The organism is Phyllobacterium lublinensis, from assembly GCF_020164435.1.
Classification (GTDB): domain Bacteria; phylum Pseudomonadota; class Alphaproteobacteria; order Rhizobiales; family Rhizobiaceae; genus Phyllobacterium; species Phyllobacterium lublinensis.
On the sequence record NZ_JAIUDQ010000006.1, the window covers coordinates 55,022 to 70,891 of the forward strand.

Genomic DNA, 15,870 nt, shown 5'->3' on the forward strand with positions numbered 1-15,870 from the left:
TCGCCATGGCACGGAAAACATCACGGACACTCCCCGGTCGCCGCGAAGACGGCGCCACGACCAAGGCCCAGATTCTTGAGGCAGCTGGTGCGATATTTGCTGAAAAAGGTTTTGACCGCGCGACCGGCAAGGAGATCGCCGAGCGGGCAGGAAGCAACTCGGCGGCGGTCAATTACTATTATGGCGGGATCGAAGGTCTCTATGCCGAGGTACTGGTGGAGGCTCACCGCCGCCTTTTGACCTACGACAAGCTCATTGCACTGGCGGAAGGGCCGGGCGAACCAAGGCAAAAATTGAAGACGCTTATCGGGTTGATAGCGCGCACGATTACAGGCCCGGCGACTGCATCCTGGGCGCTCGGTGTCCTTGGCCGCGAAATACTGTCGCCGTCACCGGCCTTTGCTGTACTGCTCAAGCAGGAGGTCCTGCCCAAGAAGCTGGTGATCACCAGTATCGTCGGGCAGGTTCTGGGGTTGGAGCACGATGACCCTGTCGTCACCCGCTGCGCGCTCAACATTGTTGCGCCCTTTGCCATGCTCATCCTAGGCAACAGGCAGATATTCACACAAGTATTGCCGGGCCTGCATCCGTCAGAACCCGGAGCGCAGGATGCGATTGTCGAACATTTCCAGCGCTTCGCCCTTGCCGGCCTTGAGGCTACCGCACGGTCGCTGCATGCTGATCATTGATGCTTTGTGTACTTGAAGTCCCACTGTGGCCTGTCTTCTGGCCGCTGGCGCTTGTTCTCGTCCTTGTCGGATTGTTCGGTCTTGGCGATCGCCTCACGCAATATTTGCCATTCCCTTTCGTGGCGCTGATAGACATCCTGCGGAACAGTTGGTGTTGGCATTCTGCATTCTCCGTGATGGGAAATTCGTGCACCCGATAACGATCAGATAGGACGTCGGTTCCGCCGGTTCCACTCAAGATTTGCAACGGTCATTTACAGATGCGAGACCACTCGTGAACCCTTGGAAAGTCCCGGCCCATAAGCCAAAGACAGCAACCGGGCCGCAGAAAATGGGCCACAATGTCCTAGCAATTGCTCTAGTTGCGTGCTTTCAGCGCTTCGTAGCCGATGCGGACCTTCTCAGCCAAGGTGAGCAGCCTGTCCTTGCAGGTCCTGGCGTCGAGATCGGAGGGTTGCTTCGGCCCGGCGATCACGTCCTTGAGCCAGCCGCGCACGGTGCTGTCGGCCTCGTCCGCGGATTTGCCAAGGGTTCTGAGGATGGTCTCGCTGCTGTCGATTGCGGAATAATGTGGCTCCCGGCCGAGCGAATCCTGACACTGGTATGAGATGATGACGAGGCTTCTGGCGTGGGCGATTACATCCGCTTCGCTGGCGCCCTTGCTGCCGGTTGTCGTGCACGCTGATACGGCAATTGTCATTGCCGCGCCTGCCAAAACTGAAAATCGCATCCTGCCCCCCGATCCGAGGATTTGAGGCTATTCAACCCTGGCGCCGGTGTCGAGAGGGGAAAGAGCACGGCGCAATTACCGTTGTCCGGCTTGCCCTGCAGCATGTTTGCCGGACACCACCAAGGATAATGCATTTTTTACGGGAAGCCGAACAAAATCCTTGCAAAGGCGGGGTTTCATCTTTAGTCAGCGTCCTCGGAGAGGTGGCCGAGTGGTCGAAGGCGCTCCCCTGCTAAGGGAGTAGGGCTCAAAAGGCTCTCGAGGGTTCGAATCCCTTCTTCTCCGCCAGTTTATTGGCGTAAGTTATTGATTTTATTGATAAAATCTATTTTACCATGCTTGCAACCCCACCTGGAGGCCCACTTCGAACATATCATTACGGCCGAAAATCAGGGTTTCATCATTTCGAATGGCTCTCTGTCCCAACCTGGTAAAAATACTCGGCCATGGATAAGAACCTCAAATCGCGGATCATCAGTTGTATCTCCCAGCCAATAGTCCAATGCCCGGTTTCCCCACGTCTCACTGTTCGCATCAAGGAACTTAGAATCAGCGATATGGGTATTTGCATCTACAAGATAAAGCTCTAAGACGGCCCGATTTGAATTGAACCATTCCTTATTCGCTCGTTCGGCGTCACCTTTGGTTATGAAAGCATAAAGACATCTCATCCGGCTGGGGAGGTTGGGAAAGTCCTTTGATCTAACTTCTTCCCAAAGCCTCTCTTTTTCTGCGTCTCGATGTCCGAAAGCGTAGCTGGTCGTAACCTGCGACAGGCCGGGAGCCCGTGCCACAAGCGACACGCTCACCACGTGTCCCTTTGCCAAGAATGCATTGTGCAGCATCATGCCGTTCTTCTCTGCCAGGTGCCAGTACGACACATTCTCAATACCCTTTGGGAGTGGCGTCATTCTACGGTTTCCCCAAGGATGGATTGCGACAAGCTGAGAATTGTGTTGGTTGCGCTTTGATATGAGCCGCCTGCAGAGTAAAAATATGCACCGCGTGCTGACAGCGCCCTTTCGACAGTTTTGATTCCCTGTGCCGTAGCCAGATTCACGATAATTTCTTCTAGGGTCTCACGTTGTGACAAATGTGTGTTTTGTCGCGTAGTCCCGAACGTCCGACCTGACACTTTGCGTGCTACGATTTTCGCTTTACCCATTTCGCCCCCAGCTATGCATTACTTCGCCGCGTCCTATCGCCAATGGTGTGCATTGTTTTTCTGAATATATATAGTGGACTTAAAAGTGCGATGACTCGGGGCATAATACTGGGCGCGTTTTAGGGGGCATACTGTGGGTTTTATGGGGGAATGGCCACCATTTGTGATCTATGGCATTGTTGGCGGTATAATGGGCGCTATAGCTGCCTTTACCGGTGGTCTATTTAGGTCGCCGAAACTTAGGAGTGTTTTGGTAATCGCAGCGGTAGTTGCGTCGCCCCAAATCACCAAATCGTTTGTCCTTCCGCCTATTCAGATAGCTCATGCCGTTGATGTGGCGAATAAGGATTTGCCGAAACAGTTGGACGAGGTTACCAGGCTGGACGCGGCATCCTATTCCGATGGGACCTTCACATATCACTACACTCTCAGTGACAAGGTACCAGCCGATGCCGACGTTTCAGTAATAAAATCAGAAAGCATCGGTGGCATTTGCAACGCATGGCGCACCTCTTTCGTAAACCGGGAGATTGCGGCCGTGGAGTACCGCTATATGCTCCACGGAAACTTTAAATCGTTCTTGGTCATCCCCTTGGATTGTTGACCAATCTCCTTTTAGGCGAGGGGAGAGCGCTTATGGCGCTTGAGCGTATCGTTGATAGCGTCGGTTATAAGGCTCTGCATTGTGACTTGATCGCCAGTCGCAAGAGTCAATTCTGCAGCCAGGTCGCGTAGCTCGCGCCAGCCTTCTGGATTGACGCGGATCAGAATACCCTTGCGTCCATCCGGCTGAGCGCCACGTTTTACGGGTTTCAGGTTCGGTTCTTTCACCGGGCGTTCCTTCCTACGTATCGATTCGCTCACCGGGCACCAAGATAGCGCTTGACTTGTAACGAAGCTACAACGTGTTATTTGTATCTGGCTAGCTTGATAGCTAGCAACAAGGGGCCGACCCATGGCGGGCATTCTGAAAAGACTTGGCGGGCGTGCAATCAATTTAGCTTTGGCCCTCGTGATTGTTGGCGCTGGATATACGGTTGCCGTCCTGGGCTTGAGTTGGTGGAGCAACCGCCACCTGTCGCAGATCGCGGTTATCATGGACACGGACAATGCCGAGTGCGACAAGCCGTATGGCGTGGTGGTCGGCTATACCAACATTACGGGCCGGACTCTGCGGCTCGTGATAATCCGGTATACTGCGAACAAGGCGAACACTCCGATAGAGGTCGACGTGTTGGAGAATGGAACATTGAATTTCGATGTTCCAACCGCTGCAGGCGAAACGTGGTCAGTTTGTCATTCCCTAATGCCCAAGCCAAGAACGGACACGAGCGTGCGCTTGACGCTCAACGCTCAATTGATCCGCGCCTCCTTCTAGATCCGCTGCCGGTGTAATACTATTACAGGTCGTCATCCCAATCATCCGGCGAGCGTACCAAGCTATTTCGATATCAAGCTAGCTTGCTATGTTTGATACAACCTGTCATATTAATTCCGATAATGACACTTATAGGAAGCGATCGATATGGGTGACGATAACGACAACGTCCTGAAGTTCACAGGATCCACCGAAGTGGTACGGCCCAACTTTTTCGCGAGTGACGCCGTAAATCTTTTCCTGGATGGACTGTCCGGTCATTCCCGCGCCGAACTTCTGCGTTTCCACACCATGTTAGACAATACGCGGCAACTAGCGGACACATTCATCCTGCTTGTCGAGGCGGAACAAGAACGGAGGGGGCAGGAACCATGACGGCCAATCTCCCTGTTTTGGCCAGTTCGGATGACGAGCAGCGGGCACGAGCAATTGCATTGATCGATGAGGACGTGTTGAGCCTTGCCAAAGCTTCTCGCTCCGAAAACACCCTGAAAGCATACAAGCATGCAATGCAGGCCTTCATTCTTTGGTGTCAGGACAAGAGTGTTACGGCTTTGCCGGCTGAACCCGGGACGGTCGCCGCCTATATAACCGCGCGCATGAGGGGCGGGGCTAAAGCCTCCAGCTTGAGTGTGTTCCTTGCTGCGATCCGCCATTATCATCGAGAGTCCGGCATCATCTCACCTTCGGAAAGCGAAGGTGTCCAGAACGTCATGCGCGGGATTCGCCGCACGATCGGAACCGCTCCGAACAAAAAGCAGCCTGCTACGGCGGAACGTTTGGCCGCGATGCTGGCGCACATGCCCCACGATATGGCTGGCAAGCGGGATCGGGCTTCTGGTCCTGCTCGGCATGGCTGGCGCGCTGCGGCGCTCTGAGCTAGTTGGGCTCAACGTGGAGGATCTGGCGGAAACGACCAATGGCCTCGATGTTAGTATCCGCAAGTCAAAGACCGATCAGGAGCGCCAAGGCCATCTGGTAGCTATTCCCCACGGTCAAAGCCTTAAGCCGGTGAGTGCCGTGCAAGAATGGCTGGAGCTGGCAGGCATCACAAGCGGGCCACTGTTCCGGCCGGTGAACAAGTCGGGTAGGGTATCGAGCGAACGCCTGTCAGATCGATCCGTCGCGAATATCGTCAAAGCCTATGCTGCGAAGGCTGGCTTGTCGGTTGCCGACTTCTCCGGCCACTCGCTACGGGCTGGCTTTGTCACCAGTGCAGCAGATCGCGGCGCAGACATAAACCGCATCATGGACCAGACCAGGCACACAGATCCCCGCACCGTTCGCGGCTATATCCGTAGAGCCGAGCGGTATAAGGACCATGCGGGGGCTGGCTTTCTGTAATCGCCATGCTTTACATAGTTAAGCCATTGGAATTTTGTAAATTATCGATAAGCGCTTGGGAAACTAATGGGCTATTCGAGCTAGGTGGTCCCCCATTGCTAGCAATAGAAAGTGATTGTTTTTGCTGGTCCGGTTGGGAATATTTTCCACTATTTTATTCCGAGGAGGCGTTCCATTTTACCCCATTTTAAAATGGCCAAGGCATTGGGACCATTGAACAATTGAATTTCACCCCCCCCCTCATATTGTTCACATTTGTTCACGTGTTCTCACCCCAAAATGTTAGCATTTGTTAGCATGCAAAAGGCTCTCCCGAGACAGAATATAGGCGTTAGCTTCCCGTTGCGCGCAATTGGGCAACATTTGCAGCATTCTAAATCCGTCTACTTTAGACGCCCAACGTTGGGTTTTGTTGGGTTCGAGCAACCAAGAAATATATGGTCCCAATGTGAGGTTTTGTCAGGTTCCGAAAAGTAACCGCCTTGGTTGTTCCGCGGTTGTTTTCAACCTAGGAGCCCGTCGCCTATGGCTGCTTTTTGGCTGGATCATCCATGGTGCGCCCGCTGTTCCTGCGCTGTTTTCAGCAGAAGGGGCCAGTTCCTTCATGGAACCAGCCCCCTCTATTGCGCCGCTATTTCCCGCTAAAAAGCGGTCCTGTTCTGAATCGCTAAGTGTTTGATTTGGTGTGTCACCCTCCTATTAACAGGCCTGCTGTAACTGTTTCCCAACTGTATTATCAGTTAGCCCTGCCTCTGTATTTCCTCTGTTTTAACAGAGAAAACTCCGCCGCTCATGAAGCCCCATTTGCAGGCACGATTGACATTAGACACGCTCGGCCCCGGCTAACGAAGCTGACCAGATCGCGCGCGTGTCGCAGCACAGTCAATTGCCTCTTCCTCGTTCTCCGGTAAGCGCGCTCTGGAGTCTGCCGGTGTCGTATTCATCGACGAGAACGGGCAGGGGGCAGGTGTAAGGATGGCCAAGCCTGGTCCAGATGAGGGAGACTCGCCGCCCCACTTGCGCTAGACAGATCGAAAAAAATTTATGGGATGTATTTACATCGTACGTACAGTGGACTATCTACTGCTCCTGTAGAGAGAATAAAACTCCGATCAGTGTTGATTGGTGGAGGCGTAAAATGGCAGCTCTTAAAAAGACCGAAAAAGTGAATCTGCGAATGGATTCGGATGCCCACGATACCATCAGTAGGGCGGCGGAAATTTGTGGCAAGTCTCTTACGGCATTTATGACAGAAGCCGCAGTCTATTCCGCACAAAAGGAATTGCTCGATCAGCGCTTTATCGGCGTCGATGCTAGCGTTTTTGACAACGTGGATGCCCTTCTATCTAGAGAAGGGAAGCCTAATGATGAGCTGATAAAGTTGTTCAAGAGCAATATCGCTTGGATTGACTAATCGTGCCGTTCAAGAAGCCAGCTCCGCTTAGTGAGATACATAACGTTCTCAATTTTTCTAGCGGAAAGCCCATGTTAGATGAATGGCTTCGAGACATGGCCCTTTATAATCAGGCTCAAGGATATTCTCGAACCTTCGTGGTAACCGACGAGAACAATGTTGTTGTTGGTTACCACTCCCTCTGCGCTGGCATGATAAGCCGGAACGATGTTCCCAAACAAATAAAGGGCAAACAAGCGCCTAACCAGATACCCGTCGCGCTTTTAGCTCGTCTCGCTGTTGACCAGCAATACCAGGGACAGGGCTTGGGGGCAGCACTTTTAAAAAACGCGCTGCTCAGCGTTGTTTCAGCGGCCCAAGCAGTCGCTTTCCGTGCCGTGATGGTACACGCGCTGGATAAAGAATCTGAAACTTTCTATAGAAAGTTTGGGTTTGTTGACGCCAAGAATTTGGATGGAACGCTGCTTCTTCCGACACAAGACATTATGGTATCAATGCGCGAAGGTTTTCTATAAAGAGCCTCAGTCATTTTTGTTCCAGGCTGCCATCACCTCTCCATCCAAGGCCTTTATGGCCCTTCCAATGGCCCTGTAATTGATATGGCCCCCGTGCCAGGCGGCCTTTGCAAAAATAGGATTTGCTTTTTGCTAAAGCGTCCACATCGGGCATGCTTAAATTGAGCTCAAAGCATCTGTTGCGGACTTGGTCTATTCCTGGGATTCCGGTTGGCTTAAAGGGTCGCTTCTCCCGATAAATTTTGTAGTGCTTGGCAATATGTTTTATCTGCTTCCTAGTGGCAAAAGGAAACGCTGCCAAAATGTCTTCCCAAGAACACTTCGGATAGATCCGTCTTAAATGAGCAAGCTCCGCTCCCAACCAAATATGACGCTTTGGAGCAAGTCCAAGTTTCTGGCATTGGTTTCGAACTGAATGATAGCTGCGACGACCGTTTAGAGCTTTCATCAGCGCCTTGTAGTCGTGGCCTATTTCCCGGCAGATCGCGATTTCTTCGTCAGTCCAGAGTGGTTGACCAGCCATGTTGAAACCACTCCTTCTCATCCTCTTGCGAGAACGCTCGGCACTGGTGGCATTTCGGGCGAGTTGACCAAGTGACATAGGTAGAACCCACCTCATTCGGTTAGCAAACGCGAGTCGAAGTTTGTGACAATCCCTGCTTTCCACAGCGGAGACTGGATTCCATATTGAAAGGTTCGTTTGAACTAAACCCAGTATTATGAAAGTCTCCCTACATCGCAGGTGGGAGGGCACATGAAGCGATTCACTGATGCTGGCAGGGCGTGTATCGAGGCGGGAAATCTTTACGCAGGATTGAGCCTCGCGCTGATGATGCCTGACATTTGTGCGTCGCTAGAAGACCCGGGACCAGGCAAGTCCCAGAAACGATATGTGCGATGGTGCCAACAATGGTTGGAGCCAAAGCTTAGCAGCACAAACCCCCGAACCGGGGAAGTTCGCGTTTTAGTAACAGCCGAGGATTGCTACCAGATACGATGCAGCCTTGTGCACTCTGGAAGCGCAGACATTGACCCGAGGAAGGCAAAGGATATTGGCCGGTTTGAGTTCTTTGACCAAACTGTGGGCTCGCATTTAAACTGGATCGGCAGCAATACCGTCAATGGAGTTGAACAAGGCGGTTTTCTCCAACTGAAGGCAGATCGGTTTAGCCTGACTATATTTGATTGTGCGGACGAGTGGGACGCATCAGTAGTGGGGGATGCCAGTATTCAAAAGGAAAAGGCGAGTCTCATTTCCATTAAATCAAAAGGCGCAATTTTGGGTGGCGGCTTGATCCGCATAGGGTAATCCAACCCTCAGACATGCCCGAAACCTTCCGTGCTCTTGGCTGATAATATCAGGCTGATATTGTTTGCTGGACGTCGAGTTGCCTCCTTAGGCCAAGGCACTTGGGCTAGCGGATTTCCCTGCCATTTAATTGACTTAACCCGTTGATTTTCCTCAAAGGGCTTTCCCGTAAACTTCCCGTATTTACGGGGGGATGGGTGGCTGAAAAAAAGCGGTCAGCCCTCGTATTTCCCGCGTTAATTCGCGGCAACTTCTAGTTTCCCCTAGTCGCGCATAATGCCTCCAAAAAAGCGTCGCCGGATCCGCGTCATGGTTTTTTCTGGTTTTTAAAACCGGAGATGGCCCGTTATTACCCGTTATTAAACGGTGGATCGCTCCCGCCCCGCCCTCCCTTATTTTCCCTTTGTTTAAGGGCAGCATGCACTAAATCGCACTATTTTAGTGGAGTCAGCCCCTCGCGCGCGAGCGGGTACTGGTCCGAGAATGGGCTGCAAAAACCGGGTTTAAAGCTAACCCGCTTTTTATGGCATCGCAAAAGTCAAACCCAGCCTTTTATGGCATGACAAAAGTCGGCTGGTCCGTTTTCCGCCGTTTGTTTAACGGCAACGGTTAAGTCATTGCTTCACTGTTCTGCCACTGTTTTCAACAAACAAGGGACCTACCGAAATTGCCTGAATGAGCCTATTTTAGACCCTTGGTCCGCTGTGGGACCTTCGCGAGGGTTCCATGCTAAGGACCGTTCTCTTGTTGTCGGTCGGCCTGTTGGTGACCAATAATGCCATGGCCGAGACCCTCATGTGTCGAAACCCTTCGAACTTCGTATGCGATGCATCTAGATGCTTGCCAGGCGCAAGGCATCATGAGAACGATGTGGTCATACTGGATATTGCTAAGAAGCACATCACTATCTGTTTCGGCAGGGACGGTACATGCGTCGAGTCTCCCATCGCGGTTTCGGTGGGAGATGACGAATATTACTTGTACAAGCCGCCCAACATGACCCTGCGCCTATCCAAGGACAACCAACATCTGACATTGGCTGTGACAGTTTTTCAGCGCGTGGCGTCTCAATTTTTTCAGTGTGGGAAACGGTGACGCGGATTTAGCTCCTGCCTGAAGCTCCCAAAAGGCCGCCTGGGCAAAGTGTGCACTTAATAAAAAAAATAAGTGTGTCGATTGTCAGTTTGATACTCGTCTGCCTGCTACGCTGATAGCTTCCTATAACGGTGATTATCGGAACCGAACCGTGTTCGAATACCTCGGGTGTGAATTCAACCCGAGCTTTCATAAAAAGTCGCTTAGGCCAGAGCAACGCCGAGGACACAGAAGAGAACGAACGTTGCAACGTAAATGCTCCCGGCGATCCTCTTCCGGTCAAAGGAAGCGTATTTCACCACATCGCGCAGTTTCTCGTACAGCTTAACGTCAAGCCACCCGAGCGCAGCGGTCGCAATCGCGACAAGCACCAGGCCGAACAGCCAGATCCTCGTCGGGTGCGCATACCCTTGGAAGTATTGAAACCACAGCCAGAGCACGGTGCAGTGAATGAGGTAAGTGGTATAGCTCCAGTTACCGAACCTTATCGCGGTTTTGGAAAGCCAGCGCTCGCTCGTTATCTGGGGCAATTGAGCGGCCGCGCCGACGAGCAACACGCATGTCAGGCTGACAGTCCACCTTAGCGTTGTCCAATCATCCGCCGGCACAACGAAGGCAAGGGGAATACCGATCAAGAGCGCTATCGGCCAGAAGGTGACCATTCGCATCAGCCGGGGGAGCAATAGGCCAGCCGCGAAAGCCACGTTCATTGACGAAAGCAGCAACGTCGAAAGGGGAGGGTTGATATCGGCCTGCAATTCTGGCGCTACCATTGTGGTCAGCAGGATAGAACCAAGCCACGCCGCAGCGAACCAATCCACCCACTTGGCCAACCTCCATGAGAAAATGGTCGCTGCAAGTGGACCACAATTTAAACGCGGAATCACGCAGCAAATCGTCGTAAAATCAGCATGTTAGCTCAAATCCTTCGGAATGCTGCAGAATACAGAAACAATTTTTATTAGGGGCTTGGTTTACACTGACAGGGCGAAAGACCTATATCTGTTGCTTGGCACCCGCTTCCCACGCCAGGCGAGTTTTTATGGGAAGACGCGAGGTGTGAAATGCGAACTAGAATTCCCCGAGATTCAAAACTGACCGATATAATCCAGTTACTGGAAAACGCTGGAACGTGTGTTTCGGTGTTGATTGCCTACATGGCTGCTTGCGGTGACCCGACGGCGGAATTGAGTGTCCGTATCGGCATTCTCGGTAGGGGCTTTCGTCCGCATTTCAGAATATTGCGCCATGCAGTTGATGGCCAAGCGGACCGTGCCGAGAATATCTTGGCTGCTTTCGATCATCGGGGCGGTGAGATATCGACCGGCCCACAGCACAACAGGAACTGGAGTTCGGAGACAAACTCCTACGCTGAAATCATGGCTCTTCAACGAATTGTCTGAATTGGGACGGTCTAAGTATCCGCGTCAAAATAAACTCCGAGGCGGGGATGCTCTCTTTCTCCGCTACGATAGGCCGCCAGTGCGGCGGAGTCCTTGGCGTAAATTATCCTTAGGGCAGCGAGAGATACGCTCCAGGAGGCGTTTTTCTCTAGCTGACGACCGATCCCATACTTGATGGCATAGCGACGAATGGTGTCGGGGCTTTTGCCAAGGGCAATAGCGGCCTCAGTTACGGTAATCATCTTTTCTCCAACGGAAAGGTCAATAAGCCTGTCGAGCACTCCGCCCTCCGATCACCCGTCGTTTGCTCATAACGCCCTCACGAGACGCAGGCGTTCTTCCTTAAGGGCTAAGCATGCCTCCAATGGGGTGAGGCCAAAGCGCTCCCTCAGTTGGACTACTATAGGAACACTACGGTCGCGCGGAGTCGCCATGAGCCACTGCACAGCTTCTTCGAACCTTGCGGAGGTGCTCATGCAGATCTGCCTCCAGGATGGTTACGAAGGCACAAACGTCGATTGGCTTCGACGCGAACAGCGAGCATAAACGCTCTGATCTGTCGTACTCGCTCTTCTTCCGACACGCCGATCTTTCCAAGCTGATTATAGAGACCTTCAGCCACTTGCTGCCTATAAGATACCGCATGTCTGTCGGTGGATTTGTCCATGAGTTTCTTGGCCACATCGCGAACTTTGCCGATACGCTTTACGAGAGGGAAGGGAATAACCACGCATCTATCAGCCATGGTATCCTCCATTTTTCGAAGCGTATTCTTCGTCTTGCTCACGGTAACCAATCAGTTCCAAGAGGCGCGAGGCTCTGCCGTAGTTTGGATCTCCGATGGCCCAGTCACGCTCGACAATGGCGATAAGGGTTTCGGACCAGCTTTGAAGATTATCTTAGGGATGGTTCGGCTTTAAAGTCGCGCTCTATCTGAGCAAGTAAGCCCCCTATGTTCTCTTCTCTCGAAGAAATAGAGGCACCGGTTTTGCGAAGCGAAAAAGGTGCAGTTTCCTCTGCATTTGCTTCGTCGTTTAACACGATCTGCTTCTCTCTATACTTACGAGATGTAAACTTATGATTTTCCTCATCATATTTTTCGGTGGTGCGACCTATTTCAGGGGCATTCTGCGACCTATCCTTATTGGGATTGGTAGCAGATGTGCGACCTATTTCACTGGCCTCATCTCCGCGTGATTTATAAACCACACGCAGAACGCGCTTGCGCGCGTCCTTCTTATCCTTTTCCGACGACAGATAACCTAAATCCACCCAGTATTTGATCCATCGCTTGACACTGCCGATGTCCAGGGCTGTTTCCTGGGCTATCGTGGACTGCGTGGCGAAGCAACCGCGCCCGTTCTTGCCGACCCGATCAAATTTCGTAATAGCGCAAAGGACCCTGATAGCCGGGGGTACTTTTTTGTCTAACATTATCTCGATAGGTAAAGCAGCAAACCAAGCGGCACTCATTTTGCCACCCCGCGCTCTTCTACAATCGTCACCTGAGTGACGGTGCGATAGCGTGCATGCACACCCGGAAACGGGCCCTTATGCGACTCATGAACGGTTTCGATCACCACACCAGCCTTTTTGAGGTTGAAGACATGGGCAGCAAGCCGCACTCCGGGCGGAATGTCCCGTGAGCTTACCCCTCTCGTGCCTGCTTCCACGAGCTGTTTAATTGCCCAGGCATTCCTGCCTGTGAACAACACGCGGGGCCCATCGGCTATTTCAGCCGTGATTTGATATTGGGTCTTGGGGTTCGGAGATTCGGGTGTTAACTTAGCCATGCTGTGACTTTCTTAGGGGAGAGAACAGTTTTGGCTCTGGCGGTAATCGGTTTGTTTGGCGACGAGCGATTACCGGCCAGAGTTTTCATTTGAGTAGAGCATTTCATGCCGCCACTCCTCGATTTCCATCGGGCAGCGCTGACAACCACAGATCAGCATCCGACCGCAGTATGAGCGTTCTTTGGCCAGCCTTCTTAATGGGCAACCGGCCAGCCTTGATTTCCTTGAAAACGAAGGTGCGGCCAACGCCGTAATTCTGACAGAAGTCCTGGATGGTAAGTGCAATTTTGGTGTCCATTTGGAACGGATTCCTTCTGAGAAGTTGTTCGATCTAAAGTTGATGGGTGTTTCGACGCTGTCCGTCTCGAAGACGGGCGTACAGAACTACCGAGTGCTCCTGTGAAATGCGCTACTGGACCCACGCAAATCACGTCATTGCGACGCCGAATACCTAGAGATTCGCATGAGTGTGCTACAGCGCGCAAGACCCTGCATGCACTCATCCCCTGCTAGTCTCACTTTTTTTGTTCTTTTTTTGTTCGCGCATCGGCTTTGAACGGAATTACCTTGCCATTCGGCACTGCCGAGAGAAAATTAGCCCACGCAATCATAAGCTTCTTGCGCTTAGCTAAGGCATCGGAGCGGCGATAGGCTTGCTCTACTGCATCGCCAATCTTGTGAGCCAGCGCGGCCTCGGCCAGTTCTCTAGGGAAGGTTGTACGGTCGCCAGCCCAATCCCGAAACGACGAACGGAAGCCGTGCACCGTGACATCAATCTTCAAACGGCGAAGCAGCATTTCCATGCTCATATTCGAGAGGGGCCTATCTTTCTTTTGGCCAGGAAATACGTAGTCATTAATGCGCGTATCACTCAGGGCCTGAAGTATGGTTAGAGCGTGCGTCGTAAGCGGTACGCGGTGCTCCTTCCCAGCCTTCATTCTTTCGGCCGGCACGGTCCACACGGCGTTGTCCAAATCAATTTCGTCCCATTTGGCACCCAAGACCTCGCCAGAACGTGAAGCGGTCAGGATAAGGAATTCAAGCGCTCTCGCTGCCATGGCCTCTGCCGCCCTGACACGGGGCAGGAAATCGGGCAAATCGGCATAAGGCATTGCGTCGTGGTGGCTGCGCGTCAGAGCCTTCTTTTCCGAGGGCAGGGCACCCTTCAGATGTCCTCTCCAAAGGGCGGGGTTTTCGCCGGTTCTCCAGCCCTTCACCTTTGCATAGTCCAAGACGCGCTCAATGCGTCCACGAAGCCGTGAGGCGGTCTCCCGCTTCGTCTCCCATATGGGGGTGAGCACGTGCAACACATCGTCAGTGCTGACCTTGGAAACCTTCTTCTTGCGGATCTTCTCGCAATAGACCTTCAGAGTCATCTTCCATTGGTCGAGGTGTTTCTGGTTTCGGAACTCGGACTCGATCGTTGATATGTATTTGTCGGCACATTCCCCAAATGTCGGCTCGGCCTCCTTCCGACGCTCCTGGATTGGATCGAGCCCAATGGCCACTTGTCGTCTGAACTCATCTGCCATGTCACGCGCGATGGCGAGGCTGATATCGGGATAGGCACCGAAGCCCATTTCCCGACGCCTATCTTCACGTGCCCACATGAAAACCCATGACCGTGTAAGGGTGGGGGTGACCTTGATGTAAAGCCCGCCGCCATCGCTGTATCGACCAGGCTTTCGGTTGGCCGATTTAATGAACTTGTCAGAAAGTTTGCATCTTGGTCGCGCCATATCCAATCCCAACGCCAGTCCCACTATGAAAGTGGGATTGAGACGAATCATAGAGAACAGCGACGAACGATGGAAGTGTGCATGTTATTGATTATTCGGACTTATACGAACGAACACGGCCGGTTATGGACGGTAGTACGACGGACTTCTTCTCCGCCATCAACTTTGCTTAAAGAACTGTTTTCAAAGCATTTCCTTTAACGATCGGGTTTTACCCTGCACCCTTTGGCTTGTGCGCGACAATCGCTGTTTTGCGCGCTACAAAACGACGTGTTCCCCGAGGGGCAACCCCCTCCCAGGTTCATCGAAGGCCTCCAGCAGTCGCTCGCTTATTCACTGAGGGAGATTCTGGCGCTCAATGACGAATATCACGCGGGCGACATTCGCCGGAGCGTACCATCGAGGTCCTGCAGTCGCAGGTCCAGAGGCTGGAAGCAAGAAAGGCCGCATTGGATGCGGCCCTCGTGTTCCTTCGCGGCAAGGGCGACTGGATCAAGGCAGGCAAATGCGAGGGCGTCCCGCGCCTCGAAGATGTGCTGACCGGATCGGGCCTCCTCGTTTTGTTCTGGTCAGACTGATCGGGTCAAACCGCCGTCGACCTTCAGGTTCTGGCCGGTGATATAACCCGCTCCCTCAGAGGCGAGGAATGCGATCGTCGCGGCGACCTCTGCGCTTGTGCCATAGCGCTTCATTGGCACGAGGTCACGACGCTCGTCCGTGGCAGGCAGGCTGTCGATCCAGCCCGGTAGCACATTGTTCATGCGGATATTGTCGCCGGCATAGGTATCGGCGTAAATCTTGGTGTAGGAGGCGAGTCCCGCACGGAAGACCGCGGAGGTCGGGAACATTGCCGCCGGTTCAAATGCCCAGGCAGTCGAAATATTGACGATCGCGCCCGACTTCTGTGCCTGCATGATCGGCGTGACCAGCCGCACCGGCCGGATGACATTCATCAGATACACGTCGAGCCCGGTGTGCCACTGTTCGTCGGTGATCTCCGTAATCTGTGCGCGTGGACCATGGCCTGCGCTGTTGACCAGCACGTCGACCCGCCCCCATTTGTCCATCGTGGTATCGACCAGCAGCTTCAAATCATCATTCGACTGGTTGGAGCCGGTTATGCCGATGCCGCCGAGTGCGGCCGCCAGGGCTTCGCCCTTGCCGGAAGACGACAGGATGGCGACGCTGAATCCGTCTTGCGCCAGCCGCCTGGCGGCCTCGGCCCCCATGCCACTGCCGCCGGCTGTAACGATTGCTACTTTTCCTACTGCCATGTTGATCTCCCTTCCTAGCGGA

Annotated in this window: 22 protein-coding genes and 1 tRNA gene; 10 read left to right on the forward strand and 13 right to left on the reverse strand. The window is 53.0% G+C overall.

Annotated features, from left to right (window positions below):
- Positions 1-5: 5 nt before the first annotated feature.
- Positions 6-689 carry a CerR family C-terminal domain-containing protein gene (locus K9U38_RS09750; protein ID WP_224494139.1) on the forward strand — a complete coding sequence of 228 codons (684 nt, stop codon included), beginning with the start codon at positions 6-8 and terminating at the stop codon, positions 687-689.
- On the opposite strand, the gene K9U38_RS09755 is transcribed toward K9U38_RS09750, so the two are convergent.
- Positions 683-850 (reverse strand): hypothetical protein, encoded by a 168-nt coding sequence (locus tag K9U38_RS09755; protein WP_224494140.1) that lies wholly within the window; start codon positions 848-850, stop codon positions 683-685. The two genes, K9U38_RS09750 and K9U38_RS09755, sit on opposite strands and share 7 nt — an antisense overlap.
- Before the next feature lie 197 nt (positions 851-1,047).
- Complete coding sequence (locus tag K9U38_RS09760) at positions 1,048-1,389, reverse strand: hypothetical protein (RefSeq protein ID WP_224494141.1); 342 nt, start codon at positions 1,387-1,389, stop codon at positions 1,048-1,050.
- A gap of 227 nt (positions 1,390-1,616) precedes the next feature.
- On the opposite strand from K9U38_RS09760, the gene K9U38_RS09765 reads away from it, so the two are divergent.
- A tRNA-Ser gene (locus K9U38_RS09765) sits at positions 1,617-1,707 on the forward strand.
- Between the two features lie 101 nt (positions 1,708-1,808).
- Here the strand turns inward: K9U38_RS09765 and K9U38_RS09770 are convergent.
- Both K9U38_RS09770 and K9U38_RS09775 read right to left on the reverse strand, forming a co-directional pair.
- Entirely contained in the window at positions 1,809-2,330 is a 522-nt protein-coding gene (locus K9U38_RS09770) for a DUF2441 domain-containing protein (protein WP_224494142.1), read from the reverse strand.
- Between the two features lie 869 nt (positions 2,331-3,199).
- Positions 3,200-3,415 carry a hypothetical protein gene (locus K9U38_RS09775; protein ID WP_224494143.1) on the reverse strand — a complete coding sequence of 72 codons (216 nt, stop codon included), beginning with the start codon at positions 3,413-3,415 and terminating at the stop codon, positions 3,200-3,202.
- Between the two features lie 124 nt (positions 3,416-3,539).
- On the opposite strand from K9U38_RS09775, the gene K9U38_RS09780 reads away from it, so the two are divergent.
- From K9U38_RS09780 to K9U38_RS09805, 6 genes are all read left to right on the forward strand, one after another.
- On the forward strand, positions 3,540-3,962 hold the full coding sequence (locus K9U38_RS09780; protein ID WP_224494144.1) for a hypothetical protein: 423 nt from the start codon (positions 3,540-3,542) through the stop codon (positions 3,960-3,962).
- A 147-nt stretch (positions 3,963-4,109) separates the two neighbouring features.
- Complete coding sequence (locus K9U38_RS09785) at positions 4,110-4,337, forward strand: hypothetical protein (RefSeq protein WP_224494145.1); 228 nt, start codon at positions 4,110-4,112, stop codon at positions 4,335-4,337.
- The gene (locus K9U38_RS09790) at positions 4,334-4,840 is read left to right on the forward strand and encodes a site-specific integrase (protein WP_224494146.1); all 507 of its coding nucleotides are present in this window, start codon (positions 4,334-4,336) and stop codon (positions 4,838-4,840) included. Before K9U38_RS09785 ends, K9U38_RS09790 begins: the two co-directional genes overlap by 4 nt.
- Positions 4,815-5,306 carry a site-specific integrase gene (locus tag K9U38_RS09795; RefSeq protein WP_224494147.1) on the forward strand — a complete coding sequence of 164 codons (492 nt, stop codon included), beginning with the start codon at positions 4,815-4,817 and terminating at the stop codon, positions 5,304-5,306. The genes K9U38_RS09790 and K9U38_RS09795 overlap by 26 nt, the downstream gene beginning before the upstream one ends.
- 1,138 nt (positions 5,307-6,444) lie before the next feature.
- Positions 6,445-6,720, forward strand: coding sequence for a type II toxin-antitoxin system TacA family antitoxin (locus tag K9U38_RS09800; protein WP_224494148.1), 276 nt, complete (start codon positions 6,445-6,447; stop codon positions 6,718-6,720).
- A gap of 71 nt (positions 6,721-6,791) precedes the next feature.
- Positions 6,792-7,235: a GNAT family N-acetyltransferase gene (locus K9U38_RS09805; protein ID WP_224494149.1), complete on the forward strand. Its 444-nt coding sequence runs from the start codon at positions 6,792-6,794 to the stop codon at positions 7,233-7,235.
- A 10-nt stretch (positions 7,236-7,245) separates the two neighbouring features.
- Here K9U38_RS09805 and K9U38_RS09810 read toward each other — a convergent pair whose 3' ends face one another.
- Positions 7,246-7,758 carry a hypothetical protein gene (locus K9U38_RS09810; protein ID WP_224494150.1) on the reverse strand — a complete coding sequence of 171 codons (513 nt, stop codon included), beginning with the start codon at positions 7,756-7,758 and terminating at the stop codon, positions 7,246-7,248.
- 231 nt (positions 7,759-7,989) lie between these two features.
- On the opposite strand from K9U38_RS09810, the gene K9U38_RS09815 reads away from it, so the two are divergent.
- Positions 7,990-8,544, forward strand: a complete 555-nt coding sequence (locus K9U38_RS09815; RefSeq protein ID WP_224494151.1) for a hypothetical protein — start codon at positions 7,990-7,992, stop codon at positions 8,542-8,544.
- A gap of 1,298 nt (positions 8,545-9,842) precedes the next feature.
- Here K9U38_RS09815 and K9U38_RS09820 read toward each other — a convergent pair.
- The 7 genes from K9U38_RS09820 to K9U38_RS09850 form a co-directional block, all read right to left on the reverse strand.
- Positions 9,843-10,412: a hypothetical protein gene (locus tag K9U38_RS09820; RefSeq protein ID WP_224494152.1), complete on the reverse strand. Its 570-nt coding sequence runs from the start codon at positions 10,410-10,412 to the stop codon at positions 9,843-9,845.
- A 641-nt stretch (positions 10,413-11,053) separates the two neighbouring features.
- Positions 11,054-11,323, reverse strand: a complete 270-nt coding sequence (locus K9U38_RS09825; RefSeq protein WP_224494153.1) for a hypothetical protein — start codon at positions 11,321-11,323, stop codon at positions 11,054-11,056.
- A gap of 191 nt (positions 11,324-11,514) precedes the next feature.
- Positions 11,515-11,787, reverse strand: coding sequence for a DUF6074 family protein (locus K9U38_RS09830; protein WP_224494154.1), 273 nt, complete (start codon positions 11,785-11,787; stop codon positions 11,515-11,517).
- A gap of 149 nt (positions 11,788-11,936) precedes the next feature.
- Positions 11,937-12,515, reverse strand: coding sequence for a helix-turn-helix domain-containing protein (locus K9U38_RS09835; RefSeq protein ID WP_224494155.1), 579 nt, complete (start codon positions 12,513-12,515; stop codon positions 11,937-11,939).
- Positions 12,512-12,835: a winged helix domain-containing protein gene (locus K9U38_RS09840; protein WP_224494156.1), complete on the reverse strand. Its 324-nt coding sequence runs from the start codon at positions 12,833-12,835 to the stop codon at positions 12,512-12,514. The genes K9U38_RS09835 and K9U38_RS09840 overlap by 4 nt, the downstream gene beginning before the upstream one ends.
- A 103-nt stretch (positions 12,836-12,938) precedes the next feature.
- On the reverse strand, positions 12,939-13,133 hold the full coding sequence (locus tag K9U38_RS09845; protein WP_224494157.1) for a MerR family transcriptional regulator: 195 nt from the start codon (positions 13,131-13,133) through the stop codon (positions 12,939-12,941).
- Positions 13,134-13,350: 217 nt separating this feature from the next.
- A complete protein-coding gene (locus K9U38_RS09850; protein WP_224494158.1) occupies positions 13,351-14,574 on the reverse strand; it encodes a tyrosine-type recombinase/integrase in 1,224 nt (407 codons plus the stop codon).
- 449 nt (positions 14,575-15,023) lie between these two features.
- Here K9U38_RS09850 and K9U38_RS21995 point away from each other — a divergent pair, with 449 nt between their 5' ends.
- The gene (locus K9U38_RS21995) at positions 15,024-15,152 is read left to right on the forward strand and encodes a hypothetical protein (RefSeq protein WP_255607100.1); all 129 of its coding nucleotides are present in this window, start codon (positions 15,024-15,026) and stop codon (positions 15,150-15,152) included.
- Here K9U38_RS21995 and K9U38_RS09855 read toward each other — a convergent pair.
- Entirely contained in the window at positions 15,144-15,848 is a 705-nt protein-coding gene (locus tag K9U38_RS09855) for an SDR family oxidoreductase (RefSeq protein ID WP_224494159.1), read from the reverse strand. The genes K9U38_RS21995 and K9U38_RS09855 overlap by 9 nt on opposite strands.
- Positions 15,849-15,870 lie beyond the last annotated feature (22 nt).

Coding starts and splice junctions, on each gene's coding strand:
- K9U38_RS09845 (WP_224494157.1), bottom strand. CDS start 13,133: ATGGACACCAAAATTGCACTTACCATCCAGGACTTCTGTCAGAATTAC.
- K9U38_RS09815 (WP_224494151.1), top strand. CDS start 7,990: ATGAAGCGATTCACTGATGCTGGCAGGGCGTGTATCGAGGCGGGAAAT.
- K9U38_RS09800 (WP_224494148.1), top strand. CDS start 6,445: ATGGCAGCTCTTAAAAAGACCGAAAAAGTGAATCTGCGAATGGATTCG.
- K9U38_RS09840 (WP_224494156.1), bottom strand. CDS start 12,835: ATGGCTAAGTTAACACCCGAATCTCCGAACCCCAAGACCCAATATCAA.
- K9U38_RS09820 (WP_224494152.1), bottom strand. CDS start 10,412: ATGGTAGCGCCAGAATTGCAGGCCGATATCAACCCTCCCCTTTCGACG.
- K9U38_RS09805 (WP_224494149.1), top strand. CDS start 6,792: ATGTTAGATGAATGGCTTCGAGACATGGCCCTTTATAATCAGGCTCAA.
- K9U38_RS09850 (WP_224494158.1), bottom strand. CDS start 14,574: ATGGCGCGACCAAGATGCAAACTTTCTGACAAGTTCATTAAATCGGCC.
- K9U38_RS09770 (WP_224494142.1), bottom strand. CDS start 2,330: ATGACGCCACTCCCAAAGGGTATTGAGAATGTGTCGTACTGGCACCTG.
- K9U38_RS09810 (WP_224494150.1), bottom strand. CDS start 7,758: ATGGCTGGTCAACCACTCTGGACTGACGAAGAAATCGCGATCTGCCGG.
- K9U38_RS09750 (WP_224494139.1), top strand. CDS start 6: ATGGCACGGAAAACATCACGGACACTCCCCGGTCGCCGCGAAGACGGC.
- K9U38_RS09780 (WP_224494144.1), top strand. CDS start 3,540: ATGGCGGGCATTCTGAAAAGACTTGGCGGGCGTGCAATCAATTTAGCT.
- K9U38_RS09835 (WP_224494155.1), bottom strand. CDS start 12,515: ATGAGTGCCGCTTGGTTTGCTGCTTTACCTATCGAGATAATGTTAGAC.
- K9U38_RS09760 (WP_224494141.1), bottom strand. CDS start 1,389: ATGACAATTGCCGTATCAGCGTGCACGACAACCGGCAGCAAGGGCGCC.
- K9U38_RS09830 (WP_224494154.1), bottom strand. CDS start 11,787: ATGGCTGATAGATGCGTGGTTATTCCCTTCCCTCTCGTAAAGCGTATC.
- K9U38_RS09755 (WP_224494140.1), bottom strand. CDS start 850: ATGCCAACACCAACTGTTCCGCAGGATGTCTATCAGCGCCACGAAAGG.
- K9U38_RS09795 (WP_224494147.1), top strand. CDS start 4,815: ATGGCTGGCGCGCTGCGGCGCTCTGAGCTAGTTGGGCTCAACGTGGAG.
- K9U38_RS09855 (WP_224494159.1), bottom strand. CDS start 15,848: ATGGCAGTAGGAAAAGTAGCAATCGTTACAGCCGGCGGCAGTGGCATG.
- K9U38_RS09785 (WP_224494145.1), top strand. CDS start 4,110: ATGGGTGACGATAACGACAACGTCCTGAAGTTCACAGGATCCACCGAA.
- K9U38_RS09790 (WP_224494146.1), top strand. CDS start 4,334: ATGACGGCCAATCTCCCTGTTTTGGCCAGTTCGGATGACGAGCAGCGG.